At 61.6% G+C, this 12,569-nt stretch carries 13 protein-coding genes; 2 read left to right on the top strand and 11 right to left on the bottom strand.

The window, feature by feature from the left end:
- Window positions 1-6: 6 nt before the first annotated feature.
- The 4 genes from pqqB to AC2CGQ_RS07435 form a co-directional block, all read right to left on the bottom strand.
- Window positions 7-918, bottom strand: coding sequence for a pyrroloquinoline quinone biosynthesis protein PqqB (pqqB, locus tag AC2CGQ_RS07450; protein WP_484593542.1), 912 nt, complete (start codon window positions 916-918; stop codon window positions 7-9).
- 58 nt (window positions 919-976) lie between these two features.
- Entirely contained in the window at window positions 977-1,054 is a 78-nt protein-coding gene (gene pqqA, locus AC2CGQ_RS07445; protein ID WP_004937827.1) for a pyrroloquinoline quinone precursor peptide PqqA, read from the bottom strand.
- 117 nt (window positions 1,055-1,171) lie between these two features.
- Entirely contained in the window at window positions 1,172-2,221 is a 1,050-nt protein-coding gene (locus AC2CGQ_RS07440) for a dipeptidase (protein WP_015377866.1), read from the bottom strand.
- An 81-nt stretch (window positions 2,222-2,302) separates the two neighbouring features.
- Window positions 2,303-2,965, bottom strand: a complete 663-nt coding sequence (locus AC2CGQ_RS07435; protein WP_118892039.1) for an O-methyltransferase — start codon at window positions 2,963-2,965, stop codon at window positions 2,303-2,305.
- A 94-nt stretch (window positions 2,966-3,059) separates the two neighbouring features.
- On the opposite strand from AC2CGQ_RS07435, the gene AC2CGQ_RS07430 reads away from it, so the two are divergent.
- Entirely contained in the window at window positions 3,060-3,701 is a 642-nt protein-coding gene (locus AC2CGQ_RS07430; RefSeq protein WP_076741258.1) for a TetR/AcrR family transcriptional regulator, read from the top strand.
- Between the two features lie 40 nt (window positions 3,702-3,741).
- Here AC2CGQ_RS07430 and AC2CGQ_RS07425 read toward each other — a convergent pair whose 3' ends face one another.
- From AC2CGQ_RS07425 to AC2CGQ_RS07410, 4 genes are all read right to left on the bottom strand, one after another.
- The gene (locus AC2CGQ_RS07425; RefSeq protein ID WP_261438161.1) at window positions 3,742-4,647 is read right to left on the bottom strand and encodes a LysR family transcriptional regulator; all 906 of its coding nucleotides are present in this window, start codon (window positions 4,645-4,647) and stop codon (window positions 3,742-3,744) included.
- Between the two features lie 139 nt (window positions 4,648-4,786).
- On the bottom strand, window positions 4,787-6,256 hold the full coding sequence (locus tag AC2CGQ_RS07420; protein WP_031299643.1) for a pyridoxal phosphate-dependent decarboxylase family protein: 1,470 nt from the start codon (window positions 6,254-6,256) through the stop codon (window positions 4,787-4,789).
- Window positions 6,257-6,274: 18 nt separating this feature from the next.
- Window positions 6,275-7,657 (bottom strand): diaminobutyrate--2-oxoglutarate transaminase, encoded by a 1,383-nt coding sequence (locus AC2CGQ_RS07415; protein ID WP_004937838.1) that lies wholly within the window; start codon window positions 7,655-7,657, stop codon window positions 6,275-6,277.
- A gap of 505 nt (window positions 7,658-8,162) precedes the next feature.
- Entirely contained in the window at window positions 8,163-9,383 is a 1,221-nt protein-coding gene (locus AC2CGQ_RS07410) for an NADH:flavin oxidoreductase/NADH oxidase family protein (protein ID WP_015377869.1), read from the bottom strand.
- Window positions 9,384-9,455: 72 nt separating this feature from the next.
- Between AC2CGQ_RS07410 and AC2CGQ_RS07405 the strand changes: the two genes are divergently transcribed.
- Window positions 9,456-9,863, top strand: coding sequence for a MerR family transcriptional regulator (locus tag AC2CGQ_RS07405; protein WP_031299644.1), 408 nt, complete (start codon window positions 9,456-9,458; stop codon window positions 9,861-9,863).
- Here the strand turns inward: AC2CGQ_RS07405 and eno are convergent.
- Genes eno through AC2CGQ_RS07390 form a run of 3 tightly spaced genes read right to left on the bottom strand, consistent with a single transcriptional unit; the run spans window position 9,860 to window position 12,557 of the window.
- The gene (gene eno / locus AC2CGQ_RS07400; RefSeq protein WP_380693943.1) at window positions 9,860-11,143 is read right to left on the bottom strand and encodes a phosphopyruvate hydratase; all 1,284 of its coding nucleotides are present in this window, start codon (window positions 11,141-11,143) and stop codon (window positions 9,860-9,862) included. The genes AC2CGQ_RS07405 and eno overlap by 4 nt on opposite strands.
- 16 nt (window positions 11,144-11,159) lie before the next feature.
- A complete protein-coding gene (locus AC2CGQ_RS07395; protein ID WP_004937850.1) occupies window positions 11,160-11,588 on the bottom strand; it encodes an adenine nucleotide alpha hydrolase family protein in 429 nt (142 codons plus the stop codon).
- A 3-nt stretch (window positions 11,589-11,591) separates the two neighbouring features.
- Window positions 11,592-12,557 (bottom strand): DHHA2 domain-containing protein, encoded by a 966-nt coding sequence (locus AC2CGQ_RS07390; protein WP_442519370.1) that lies wholly within the window; start codon window positions 12,555-12,557, stop codon window positions 11,592-11,594.
- Between the last annotated feature and the right edge of the window lie 12 nt (window positions 12,558-12,569).

The following is a 12,569-nucleotide window of genomic DNA, read 5'->3' as shown; positions in this document are numbered from 1 at the left end:
GATTCCCTACAGTTCGATGTTCATGCCGTCCCAGCTCACTTCGATGCCGGCGGCGGTCAGGCTCTGCCGTTCCGCGGAGTCTTCATTGAGGATCGGGTTGGTATTGTTAATGTGGATCAGGATCTTGCGTTTGGCGGGCAAGGCGCTGAGCAGGGCCGCCAGCCCGTGCTCTTCCGCCAGCGCCAGGTGCCCCATGTCCTTGCCGGTATTGCGCCCCACGCCGGCGTTGGCCAGCTCGTTGTCGCGCCACAGCGTGCCGTCGATCAGCAGGCAATCCGCCCGGCGCAGCCAGGGCATCAAGTTCTCGTCCGGCTCGCCGAGGCCCGGCGCGTACAGCAGACCGGCTCCGCGCGCGATATCTTCGATGAACAGCGCCACATTGTGGCCCGGCAGCGGGCGATCGCGGTACGGCGAATAGGGCGGCGCGTTGCTGAGCAATGGAATGGCGGTAAAGCGTACGTTCGGGCAGACCGCCGTGTGAAAAGGTTCGCCGGGCGTTACCGGGTGGTGAATCAACCCGCCGTTCCAGTGGGAGAGCATGGGAAACACCGGGAAGCCGGTGCTGAGATCGTCATGCACTTCAGGGGTGCACCAGACCTGATGCGGGCAGCCCTCACGCAAATTGAGCAAGCCCGCGCAGTGATCGATCTGGCTGTCGGTCAGCACGATAGCGCCGATGCCGGTGCCGCGCAGCACGTCGGGATTGTTCAATTCGGGCGAGGCCAGCAGCTGATGGCAAATGTCCGGTGAAACGTTGCACAGTACCCAGTTTTTACCGTCGTCGCTGACGGCGATGGAAGACTGCGTGCGGCGCGTGGCGTTGATGCTGTGGCTGCGAACGCCCCGGCAGTTGTCGCAGTTGCAATTCCACTGGGGAAAGCCGCCGCCCGCTGCCGAGCCGAGAACTTTTATCTGCATGTCTGAACCAGAAAAAGAAGGAAAGAAATGCCCGCGCGAAAGGCGGGCAGACGGGCGATTAACGGTTGGAAATGTACAGCGTCACTTCCAGCCCCAGACGCAGGTCAACAAACTCAGGTTTAGTCCAGGTAGTCATAGCGGTGCTCCTTTACATGCATCGTGATAGTTCGAGCCCAATGAGAAATTTTCGCATTAGGCCGGCCCAATGTTGGCGAAATGTGACGAAGATCGCAACCTTTAAAGCGTAACCGGGTTATTCACCCCAGGTGGCGGCGAGCGCGTTCAGCCAGTTGCGCCAGGTCAGCTTCTCCAGCAGCCGGTTATCGAACCCGGCCTGCGCCAGCGCTTGCGTCAGGCGCGGCAGGCCGGCGGCGTCCTCCAACGGTTGCGGTACGTTGACCCCGTCAAAATCAGAGCCAAATCCCACGCGATCTTCACCAAGTTTAGCGATCAAATACTCAACGTGTTTAACAATTTCTGTTAGGTCGGTCGTTGCACTGTCACGTTTACCGTCAGCGCGCAGGAAGGCGGTGCCGAAATTGACGCCGACTATCCCGCCGCTCTGGGAGATGGCCTCCAGCTGTGCGTCGGTCAGGTTGCGCGGCTGCGGGCAGAGGGCGTGGACGTTGGAGTGGGTGGCGACCAGCGGTGCTCGGCTCAGCGCGGCGGTTTGCCAGAAGGTTTTCTCGTTCATGTGCGAGACGTCGATCATGATGCGGCGCTGGTTGCAGGCGCGGATCAGCGCCTCGCCGGCCGGCGTCAGGCCGGGGCCGGTATCGGGGGAGCCGGGGAACGGCCCGCTGACGCCGGTGCCGAAGGCGTTCGGCAGATTCCAGAATGGCCCGATGCTGCGCACGCCCAGCCGGTAGAAGGCCTCCAACTGCGTCAGCTCCGCATCGATCATGCCGGCGCCTTCGATATGCAGCACCGCGGCCATTTGCCGGTTGAGGCGGCACTGTTCTATCTCGGCGGCGGTGCGGCAGATGCGCAGCCGCCCCTGGGAAGCCTGTTCCAGCTGATAAAGGATAGCGATCTGCCGTTCGGCGATCGCCAGCGGATCGAAGGCGGCCTGCGCCTCCTCCGGCGTTTGATTACGCATCTGGGCGATATAGCTGACCGGGGGAATAAATACCGCGAACAGCCCGCCGCAGAATCCGCCGCGCTGCATGCGGGAGAAATCGAGGTGGCCCGGCGTGACGCGGGAATAAAAGGCGGCGACCGGATCGTCGTCATGCTGTAGCCACAGGTTGAGCAGCAGATCGTTATGGCCGTCGAACACCGGCCAGAGAGGGGGAAGCGTCATGGGCATTTCACTGAGTCAGGCATCGTGAATGCTATGTTCTCCCATCGCGCGAGGGGGAACAACCCCCGCGCGATGAGGGATTTAAAGGCGTATCGACAGCTCGACGTCATCCGCGAACGGCGTGGAGAGATAACCCGACGCCGGAGAACGCACGCGCGCCAGATATTCCGGGCTGTAATCGGCGTTGTCGGCGACGATCAGCGCGCCGGGGCGCAGACGATTTTCCAGCAGCACGAGGATATCGGGGTAAAGCCCCTTGGCGCCGTCCAGCAACAGCAGGTCGACAGTGGCCGGCAGATCGTCGCGCAGCGTTTCCAGGGCATCGCCCACGCGGATCTCCACCAGATCGACGACGCCGCCTTCGGTCAGGTTGTGGCGCGCCTGCGCCGCTTTGCTCGGTTCAAATTCGCAGGTGATCAACCGGCCGCCGCCGTTGTCGCGCAGCGCGGCGGCCAGGTGCAGCGTTGAAATACCGAACGACGTGCCGAATTCGACGATGTTTTGCGCCCGACAACCGCGCGCCAGCATGTACAGCAATGCGCCGGTTTCCGGCGACACCGCCAGGGGGAAATCCTTCAGGCGATGGTAGAGTTCACGATAGTCGGTTTTGCTCTGCATCAGTCGATTTTGCTCTTCGTCAGGCACGTCGCGGAACAGGGCGGCGAGCGCCGGTGAACGGCCGGCGGCCTGCTGGAACAGGGTGCTTAGCAGCGGCGCCAACGGCACGGTGGTCAGGGTACTCATGGCAAAACTCCCGTAGAAAAAGTGAGCGCGAAAGCGCGTGCCGCTATAATATGACGAACTATTCGCATTTCACTATTCGCATTGGCCGCCCGCTATGACTGAACGCCGCAGTAAGCAAATTTCCTCGAGAAAACAACCGCAACAGGCGCGATCCGCCGAATTGGTCTCCGCCATTTTGACCGCCGCTATTCAGGTTTTGGCGCAGGAGGGCGCCGCGCGTTTCACTACCGCTAGAGTGGCTGAACGCGCCGGCGTCAGTATCGGTTCGCTTTATCAGTATTTTCCCAATAAAGCGGCGATCCTGTTTCGTTTGCAAAGCGACGAATGGCGGCAGACCACCGCCATGCTGAGCGGCATTCTGGCCGATAGAGAGACTGCGCCGTTCGAGCGTTTACGGTTGCTGGTGCAGACATTTATCCGTTCGGAATGTGAAGAGGCGCAGATGCGCGTGGCGCTGAACGATGCGGCGCCGTTGTACCGCGATGCGCCGGAGGCGCAGGTGGCGAAGGCCACAGGCAAGGGTATCGTGCAGGTGTTTATGGGCGAAGCGCTGCCCGATGCGGCGGAAGGTGTCCGTACGTTGGCAGGCGAGCTGATCGTCGGCACGCTTGGGGCGGCGGGCAAGCAATTCTCCGAAACGCCGCGCAGCGATGCGGAAATTGTGGCTTATGCCGACGCGATGGCGGACATGTTTTGCGCCTATCTGGCCGATTTAAACGGGCGAGCGGCGCCGTAAGGGAATGTTTGGTGACGTTGTCACTTGAGGTGCGCGGTGCCTACGCCCGCTGGCGGCAGACGGCCAACACCAACTGCCGCAGCCAGCGGTGATCCGCCTCGGCGTCCAGACGCGGATGCCACATCTGCGAGACGGTGATGGGCGGCGTTCTTACCGGCAGCTCGAAGACGCGCAGCGGGCCATCGGCAGGTTGAGCCTGGAGGAAAGAGGCGGGCAGCAACGCCAACAGGTTCGAGGCTTGCGCCACCGCCAGCGCGGCGGGAAAGCTCGGCACCACGGCGGCGATATGGCGTGCCAGCCCCAGCTCCGCCAGCGCGGCGTCTACCGGCCCGAGGATGCGCCCGCTGCGCGAGGCCACCACGTGGCCGCAGGCGGCGTAGTCGGCGGCGCCGATCTCGCGCTGCTGCGCCAGCGGATGTGCGGTTCTCATCACGCCGACGAAGCGATCGCGGAACAGCGCCTGCAGGCGAATTTCCGGCCCCATGTCACCCAGCACGCCGATCTCCAGATCGACCAGCCCTTCACGCAGGGGGCGGTCGCTTTTCTCCGGCTTGGGCGCAAAGCGCAACCGCGCCCGCGGCGCCTGTTCGGCAGCGGCGGCGATCAGCGCCGGGCCGAAGGCCTCGACGAAGCCGTCGTTGGCGCGCAGCGTGAAGGTACGATCCAGCGCGGCGGGATCCAATGCTCCCTGCGCCGGGCGCAACACAGCGCGTGCTTCGAACGTCGCGTGCCGCGCCCGCTCGCACAGCGTTTCGGCATAGGGCGTCAGCACCATATGACGGCCGGCGCGCACCAACAGCGGATCGCCGGTGGCCGCGCGCAGTCGGCTGAGGGTGCGGCTCATCGCCGAGGGGCTTAAACCGAGACGGCGCGCCGCGCCGGCAACGCTGCCCGCCGTCAGCAGCGCGTCGAGCGCGATCAGCAGGTTGAAATCAGGGTCGGTCATGCGTTTATCCTGTGGCGCTGGAAATAAGGGAAGGCGTTTGCTTCAGTATATCAGCGTAAGCGCTGCGCCACTTGTTCTCTGATGGGCAATAAAAAAGCCGATAACAAACGTTATCGGCTTTACAGGCGGGGGGACGACGTTACGCCGGCAGCTGCTGCGCGGTTTTCTCGACCAGCGCCAGCAACAGCTTGATGTCTTCCAGCGTCACGATCGGGTTCAGCAGCGTCATTTTCAGGCAGGTCACGCCATCGAACTCGGTCACGCCGACGTTGGCGCGGCCCGATTCCAGCAAGGCGTCACCGATGCGCTGGTTGAACAGGGCGACCGCTGCGTCGCCTTTCGCCGCCAGCTGCGCCGGACGGTAACGGAACAGCACGCTGGCCAGCTGCGGCTGCATCACCAGTTCCAGCGATTCCTGGTCGGCGATGTAACGCGCCACCTGTTGCGCCAGCGTGACGCCGTGATCGATGATCTCGGCGTATTGCTTCTGCCCCAGCGCTTCCAGCCCCATCCACAGCTTCAACGCATCGAAGCGGCGGGTGGTCTGCAGCGATTTGGAGACCAGGTTCGGCACGCCTTGCGCCTCGTCGAACTCGGAGTTCAGGTAGGCCGCCTGATAGCGCATCAGCTCGTAGTGGCGCGCGTCTTTCAGCAGGAAGGCGCCGCAGCTGATGGTCTGGAAGAACTGCTTGTGGAAGTCCAGGGTGATGGAGTCCACCAACTCCAGGCCGTCCAGGTAGTCGCGGTACTGCTCGGAGAGCAGCAGCGCGCCGCCCCAGGCCGCATCCACGTGCACCCAAATTTTCTGCTCCGCCGCCAGCCGCGCGATATCGCGCAGCGGGTCGATCGCGCCGGCGTCGGTGGTGCCGGCGGTGGCGACGATCGCCATCACCTGCTCGCCGTTGGCCTTCGCCTGCGCCAGTTTGTCCGCCAGATCGTTCACGTCCATGCGGGCGAAGCGATCGGTTTTCACCAGGGTGACGGACTGGTAGCCGAGGCCCATCAGCGCCATGTTCTTCTGCACCGAGAAGTGGGCGTTTTCAGAACAGAACACTTTCAGCTTGCGCAGATCGCCCACCAGACCGTCCTGCTGCACGGAGTGGCCCTGACGCGCGAAGAACGCATCGCGCGCCAGCATCAGCCCCATCAGGTTGCTCTGGGTGCCGCCGCTGGTGAACACCCCGGCGTCGCCGGGCTGGTAACCGACCTGGGCGCGCAGCCACTCGATCAATTTCATTTCGATCAGCGTGGCCGACGGGCTCTGATCCCAGGAGTCCATACTTTGGTTGGTGGCGTTGATCAGCACTTCGGCGGCCTGGCTAATCACCAGGCTCGGGCAGTGCAGGTGCGCCACGCATTGCGGGTGGTGCACCGACAGGCTGTCTTTCAAAAAGTACTCGATGGCGCGCTCGATCGCCGCCTGGTTGCCCAGGCCTTGCGGGGTGAAGTCGAGCTGGATGCGCTCGCGCAGTTCGGCAACGCTTTTGCCCTGATACATCTCGGGCTGTTGCAGCCACTGCACGACGGCTTCACTGCTCTGCGCGATCGCCTGGCGGTAAGCCTCGGCGCTGTGCGCCGAGGAAGCCAGAATCGGGTTTAACTTGGACATCGCGGTCATTCGCTCCAATCAGACTGGCTTGACGCCGGCGGCCAACAGCGCCTGCTCAAATTTATCCAGGAAAATACCCAGCTCATCGTTGGTGATCAGCAGCGAAGGCAGCAGACGCAGCACGCAGCCGTTGCGCCCACCGCGCTCCAGGATCAGACCGGATTCGAAGCATTTCTTCTGCAGCAGCGCGGACAGCTCGCCATCGGCCGGGTAGCAGCCCATGTGATCCTGCGCTTCGTTCGGCTTGACGATCTCGATGCCGATCATCAGGCCCAGACCGCGGACGTGGCCGATCACCGGATAACGTTTCTGCAGCTCGGCCAGCTTACCTTTCAGCCACTCGCCCTGAGCGGCCACTTTGTCGGCGACCTTATGCTCTTTCAGGTACTGCAGGGTGGTCAGGCCGGTGGCCATCGCCAGCTGGTTGCCGCGGAAGGTGCCGGTGTGGTGGCCCGGTTCCCAGGCGTCGAACTCTTTTTTGATGCCCAGCACCGCGAGCGGCAAGCCGCCGCCGACCGCTTTCGACATCACGATGATGTCCGGCTCGATGCCCGCGTGTTCGAAGGCGAACAGCTTGCCCGTACGGGCGAAACCGGCCTGAACTTCGTCGATGATCAGCAGAATGCCGTGTTCCTGGGTCACTTTGCGGATGCGCTGCAGCCACTCGGCCGGCGCCGGGTTAACCCCGCCTTCGCCCTGAACGGCTTCCAGGATCACCGCAGCCGGTTTACGCACGCCGCTTTCCACGTCGTTGATCAGGTTGTCGAAGTAGTAGGTCAGCGCCTTGACGCCGGCTTCACCGCCGATGCCCAGCGGGCAGCGGTATTCATGCGGATAAGGCATGAACTGCACTTCCGGCATCATGCCGTTGATCGCCGCCTTCGGCGACAGGTTGCCGGTGACCGACAGCGCGCCGTGGGTCATGCCGTGGTAGCCGCCGGAGAAGCTGATCACGCCGGAACGGCCGGTGTGCTTTTTCGCCAGCTTCAGCGCGGCTTCCACCGCATCGGCGCCGGACGGGCCGCAGAACTGCAGGCAATACTCTTTGCCTTCGCCAGGCAACAGAGAGAGCAGGTAATCGGAGAAACGATCTTTCAACGGGGTCGTGAGATCGAGAGTATGTAACGGCAAGCCGCTGGTAATGACATTTTGGATGCTTTGCAGGACGTCGGGGTGATTATGTCCAAGAGCCAACGTTCCCGCCCCGGCCAGGCAATCAAGATATTGATTATTCTCAACATCAGTGATCCAAACGCCCTGGGCTTTCGCAATTGCCAACGGCAATTTGCGCGGATAACTCCTAACATTCGACTCAAATTCGGCTTGACGCGCCAAATAGGTTTCATTGTTTCCGTTTAATGAGTTTGCAACTAAAGTATCAATACGGACTTTATCCGTCATCATATCTCTCCTACAACCGAAGGTCTCAAGACGCAACGATTGAATTAATGAATTAGAAAAGTAACTGCCTTGTGAAAAGCGCGACCAATATATGGCTTTTTCGCCTGGGACTCAATAGCCGATTTTGTTTTGAATTGTTTAGTTTTTTCTTAGGCTCATCAATATGTTGTTGATTTGTTGACCGTTGGTTTTGCCGGCAGAAAACAACATTTCTTTAACATTGCGTAAAAATCCTTTTCTGCTTTCCTTTGGCTGCTTCTTTAATGCATTTATTATTAAGGTGAATTTCCGATTAATAACATAAATAGAAAATAGCGGCTTATTTTCATCTATTCACCACCTTAAGTCCTATAGCGGTTATATACACAAAATTTGTGATGAATATAAGCGGTCGAGCGTTAAAAGCGCAGTATCCAGAGTGGTGATTTCTTGCAGATTTTACGTAGCGCGATCAAAACAGCGGGATTTTTGTGCGGTGCCGGCATGTCTGCCGGCGCCGCGGTCATTAACGTTGCCGTAACCAGGCATGATAGCGCCGCAGAGTGCGGCGGGTGCGCCACCGATCGATGAGCAGCGACCACAGCGGGGAGTAACGCACGTTGCGCGTCCGATTGCGGCTCAGAGCGTGCATGCGGCGCTTGATCAGCGCCATGCGGGCGAGCAGCGTCAGCGTTTTGTCGCGCCATTTTACCGGCGCGGGCAGCGCATGAGGGGCTTCGCCGGTTTGCCAACGGCGCGGCAGATCGGGAATTTCCGCCATGGCGGTGGCGATGCCGACCACCGCGACGCCGCTGTTCAGCACCCGTTGCGCCACCGTCGGGCGGGTGATGCCGCCGGTGGTCATCACCGGCATGCGGGCTACTGCGGCGAGATCGCGGGCAAAGGTCAGGAAATAGGCTTCACGCGCCAGGGTACTGTCGTCTGCCGTTTCGCCCTGCATCGCCGGGCTTTCATAGCTCCCGCCCGATAACTCCACCAGATCGACCGGCAGTTCGTTGAGCATCAGCAACACCTGCCGGGCTTCGTCCGGCGAAAAGCCGCCGCGCTGAAAATCGGCGGAATTGAGCTTTACCGCCACGCAAAAACCTGGCGAGACCCGCTTGCGCACCGCGCGCACCACCTCCAGCAGCAGGCGGGCGCGATTTGCCAGTTCGCCCCCCCAACGATCGCTGCGCTGGTTGGCCAACGGCGACAAAAACTGAGAGATCAGGTAGCCATGCGCCGCGTGGATCTGCACGCCGGTAAACCCGGCCCGTTCGGCGGCGTGCGCGCTGGCGGCAAAGCGGGCGATCACCTCGGCAATCTGCGCTTCGCTCATGGCTTCCGGCTGCGCGAACGCTTTACTGTACTTACCCATGGCCATCGGAATGGCGGAGGGCGCCCAGGCGTTGCCACCCATGTCGGCCATTACCTGGCGGCCCGGGTGGCTGAGCTGCATCCAAACCTGCGCGCCTTCCTGGCGCGCGGCCTTGGCCCAGGTTTCGAACGAGGCGAGCGGCGTATCCTGTTCCAGCACCACGCCGCCGGGGCCGGTCATGGCGCGGCCGTCGATCATCACGTTGCCGGTGATGATAAGACCGGCGCCGCCGATACCCCAGTGGCGATACAAGCGCCATAGCGCGGGGCCGGGCAGTTGGCCTTCATCGGCCAAATTTTCTTCCAACGCGGCTTTGGCCAAACGGTTGGTCAGGCGGCTGCCGTTGGGCAGTGTCAGTGGGGTAAACATCGGGTTTGCGCTCCTGTCGCAGGGGGAATGGCGCTATACTAGGTTTAAAGTTAACTTTAAGGTCAATAGGGCATGAAGATCGGAGAATTGGCGGAACGGGCCGGCGTGGCCGCCTCGGCGATACGCTACTACGAGCAGCAGGGGCTGCTGCCCAAAGCGGTGCGCGGCGTCAACGGTTATCGGGTGTATAGCGAAAGCGCGCTGGAACGGCTGCATCTGATCCAAATTGGCCAGAATCTGGGCTTTTCGCTGCAGGCGATCCAACGCGTGCTGGCGCTGCAGGGCAGCGCTTATGAGGATGGGTTGATACAGGGCGTCGAGACCCGTCTGGCGGAAATCGAGCGGATGTTGGTCACGTTGAATGAGCAGCGAGAAGCATTGCTGGCGACCCGACTTACCTTGCTGGGATCCGGCGTGGCGGGGTTATGCCAGGTCAAAAATGAAAAGTTGGCCGGTGCGTGGCCGGCCTGCAAAGATTAGCGGCGTTTAAAGGCGGAGCGCCCGGCATATACCGCCGCGGTGCCCAATTGGTCCTCAATGCGCATCAGCTGATTGTATTTTTCGATGCGCTCGCCGCGGCACGGTGCGCCGGTTTTCACATGGCCGGCTCGCATCGCAACCGTCATATCGGCGATAAAGCTGTCGACGGTTTCGCCGCTGCGGTGCGAGATAAAGGCGCCCCAGCCGTTTGCCTGGCAAAGCTGCACGGCGGCGAAGGTTTCGCTCAGCGTGCCGATCTGGTTCAGCTTGATCAGCGCGGCATTAGCCAACCGTTCATCAATCCCGCGCTGGATGTATTTCACGTTGGTGACGAACAGATCGTCGCCGACCAGCTCCACCTGGTCGCCCAGGGCGTCGCTCAGAATACGCCAGCCGGCCCAGTCGTCCTCAGCCAAGCCATCTTCAATCAGCACAATGGGGAAATCCTGTACCAGCCGCTGGTAATAGGCCGTCATCTGGGTTGCGTCCAACTCGAGGTTCTCGCTGCGCAGGCGGTATTTGCCGTCGGCGTAGAATTCACTCGAGGCCGGATCCATGCAGATAGCGATATCTTCTCCCGGTCGGTAGCCGGCTTTCTCTATCGCCTGCACGATCAGCTCCAGCGGCTGGCGGTTTGAGGCGACCGCCGGCGCGAAACCGCCTTCGTCGCCGACGCCGACCGACAGGCCTTGTTCCAACAGGATTTGGCGCAGCGCCTGATAGACTTCACTGCCCCAGCGCACGGCCTCGCGCAGCGACGGCGCGCCCAGAGGGGCTATCATAAACTCCTGAAAGTCCGCCCCTTGCCAACGGGCGTGCACGCCGCCGTTGATGATATTCATGCAGGGCACCGGCAGCAGGTTGGCGCCGATGCCGCCCAGATAACGATACAGCGGCAACTGAGACAATTGCGCCGCGAGGCGGGCGGTGGCCAGAGAAACGCCGAGCAGGGCGTTGGCCCCCAATCGACTCTTGTTCTCGCTGCCGTCCAGCGCGATCAGCCGGCGGTCAATCTCCTGTTGTTGGCGCACATCCACCCCGCGCAGCGCCTCATTGATCGCCGTTTTGACGCTGTGCACCGCCTCCAATACGCCTTTGCCGCCGAAACGGTGCGGATCGCCGTCGCGGTGCTCCACCGCCTCGCGCGACCCGGTGCTGGCGCCGGAGGGGACCGAAGCCCGTGCCACGACGCCCGCCGCGCTCATTTCGACTTCGACGGTCGGGTTGCCGCGCGAATCCAGGATTTCTCTGGCGGTTACGTTTTCAATCTCATAGCTCATGGGTAGTCACCTCATTCTAGGGAGTTGGCACATGCTTTATCAGCACGTCGATGGACAAATGGTTAATGAACTCGAAGCCGAAGGAGGAAAAGACGCCGAACGGACGGTTCTGATGGCCTAACAGCAACAGATCGACGCCTTCGCGGGCAATCAGGGCTTCGACGTCTTTGAAGCGATGGATACTGACAATTGCGCGCACCTCCAGGGGGATTGAGCAGTCCTCCACCAGACGGCTGAGCATGGCCTTGGCGGCGATCACCTCGCTGGACTGGCGATCTTTGGTCAGCGAATCGCTGAGGTAGTCCAGCTCGGCATAGTCGGCGCTGATGTGCGCTACGGTGATGCGCGTATTCATCTGCTGATTGAGGCGTTCGGCATGATGCAACAGCAGCCGGCCGTCGCGTTCATCCTGCACCAGCAGTAAAGCATGTTGGTAGAGCGGCATGACTTATCTCCCTGCGTTAGCGATCTGGCGGGTTAACCACGGTAAAACCTCTTTTTTCCGGCTCGTCATGCCGGGCAGAGACACCTGACGAATGTCGAGCACCTGGTTCGGCGAGAAATACAGGGTGGAGCGACGGCAGGTGATATCGGTGACCAATAGCGCGGCCATCTCCAGCCCGGCTTCCTGCTTCGCGTGTTCAAGCGCCTGTTGCAGTGCGGGCAACAGCGGATCGATGTCGCTCATGGTCCGCACTTCTATCTGCGACAGCAGCAGCGAGACGCTATGGATGCGGTAATTCTTGGCGTCGCGGTGCAGCAACTGCGCGGCGGATTGCCCCGAGAGATCGGTTTTGGCGGCGAGCAGCCCGGCGGTGAAGGCGTCATAGTCGACATGAGCAATTGCGCGCAACCGCGAGACCGCCAGCCGATCCTGTTCGGTGGCGGTCGGCGCGCTCAGCGCGACGGTATCGCTCAAAATGGCGCCCAGCAGCAGCGTGGCCTGGGCGGAAGAAAGCGGCATCGGCCTTTCCGCCGCCAGGATCTGCAGGATCACGGTGGCGCAACAGCCGACGGCGCGAACCCAGACATCGGGCGGGTTGCGAGTGACTAACGTGCCCAGCCGGTGATGGTCGATAACGCCGACCACATCGCTGTCGGGCAATGAGGCCGGCCCTTGTTCGACGTCGGTAAAATCGACCAGCCAGACTTTACGGTCACGGAGATCTTCTGTCAGCAGCGCAGGCGCTTGTACGCCGGCGGCGGCCAGTATGTAGCGGGTTTCCGGCGTCAGTTCGCCAAGGCGGAAAGCGACGGCCGGTTTGCCAAGGTGATTGAGCCAGTCCGCGACCACCAGCGCGCTGCAGATGCTGTCGCTGTCGGGATTTTTATGGCCGAAAACGTAAAGCGGCATTTCCCGCGCGTCGGCATCGGGCTGGAGTGGAAAAGGGGTAAAGCGTGAGATTTCATTCATAGCGACTCCTGA

The sequence above is a fragment of the Serratia sp. DFXYC6 genome (genome assembly GCF_057196085.1).
Note: the sequence above shows the minus strand (reverse complement) of the source record. Positions and strands in the feature narration are given on the sequence as shown.

Bases quoted from the DNA above. Each gene is read 5' to 3' on its own strand.
- pqqB (WP_484593542.1), bottom strand. From the start codon at position 918: ATGCAGATAAAAGTTCTCGGCTCGGCAGCGGGCGGCGGCTTTCCCCAG.
- pqqA (WP_004937827.1), bottom strand. From the start codon at position 1,054: ATGACTACCTGGACTAAACCTGAGTTTGTTGACCTGCGTCTGGGGCTG.
- AC2CGQ_RS07440 (WP_015377866.1), bottom strand. From the start codon at position 2,221: ATGACGCTTCCCCCTCTCTGGCCGGTGTTCGACGGCCATAACGATCTG.
- AC2CGQ_RS07435 (WP_118892039.1), bottom strand. From the start codon at position 2,965: ATGAGTACCCTGACCACCGTGCCGTTGGCGCCGCTGCTAAGCACCCTG.
- AC2CGQ_RS07430 (WP_076741258.1), top strand. From the start codon at position 3,060: ATGACTGAACGCCGCAGTAAGCAAATTTCCTCGAGAAAACAACCGCAA.
- AC2CGQ_RS07425 (WP_261438161.1), bottom strand. From the start codon at position 4,647: ATGACCGACCCTGATTTCAACCTGCTGATCGCGCTCGACGCGCTGCTG.
- AC2CGQ_RS07420 (WP_031299643.1), bottom strand. From the start codon at position 6,256: ATGTCCAAGTTAAACCCGATTCTGGCTTCCTCGGCGCACAGCGCCGAG.
- AC2CGQ_RS07415 (WP_004937838.1), bottom strand. From the start codon at position 7,657: ATGACGGATAAAGTCCGTATTGATACTTTAGTTGCAAACTCATTAAAC.
- AC2CGQ_RS07410 (WP_015377869.1), bottom strand. From the start codon at position 9,383: ATGTTTACCCCACTGACACTGCCCAACGGCAGCCGCCTGACCAACCGT.
- AC2CGQ_RS07405 (WP_031299644.1), top strand. From the start codon at position 9,456: ATGAAGATCGGAGAATTGGCGGAACGGGCCGGCGTGGCCGCCTCGGCG.
- eno (WP_380693943.1), bottom strand. From the start codon at position 11,143: ATGAGCTATGAGATTGAAAACGTAACCGCCAGAGAAATCCTGGATTCG.
- AC2CGQ_RS07395 (WP_004937850.1), bottom strand. From the start codon at position 11,588: ATGCCGCTCTACCAACATGCTTTACTGCTGGTGCAGGATGAACGCGAC.
- AC2CGQ_RS07390 (WP_442519370.1), bottom strand. From the start codon at position 12,557: ATGAATGAAATCTCACGCTTTACCCCTTTTCCACTCCAGCCCGATGCC.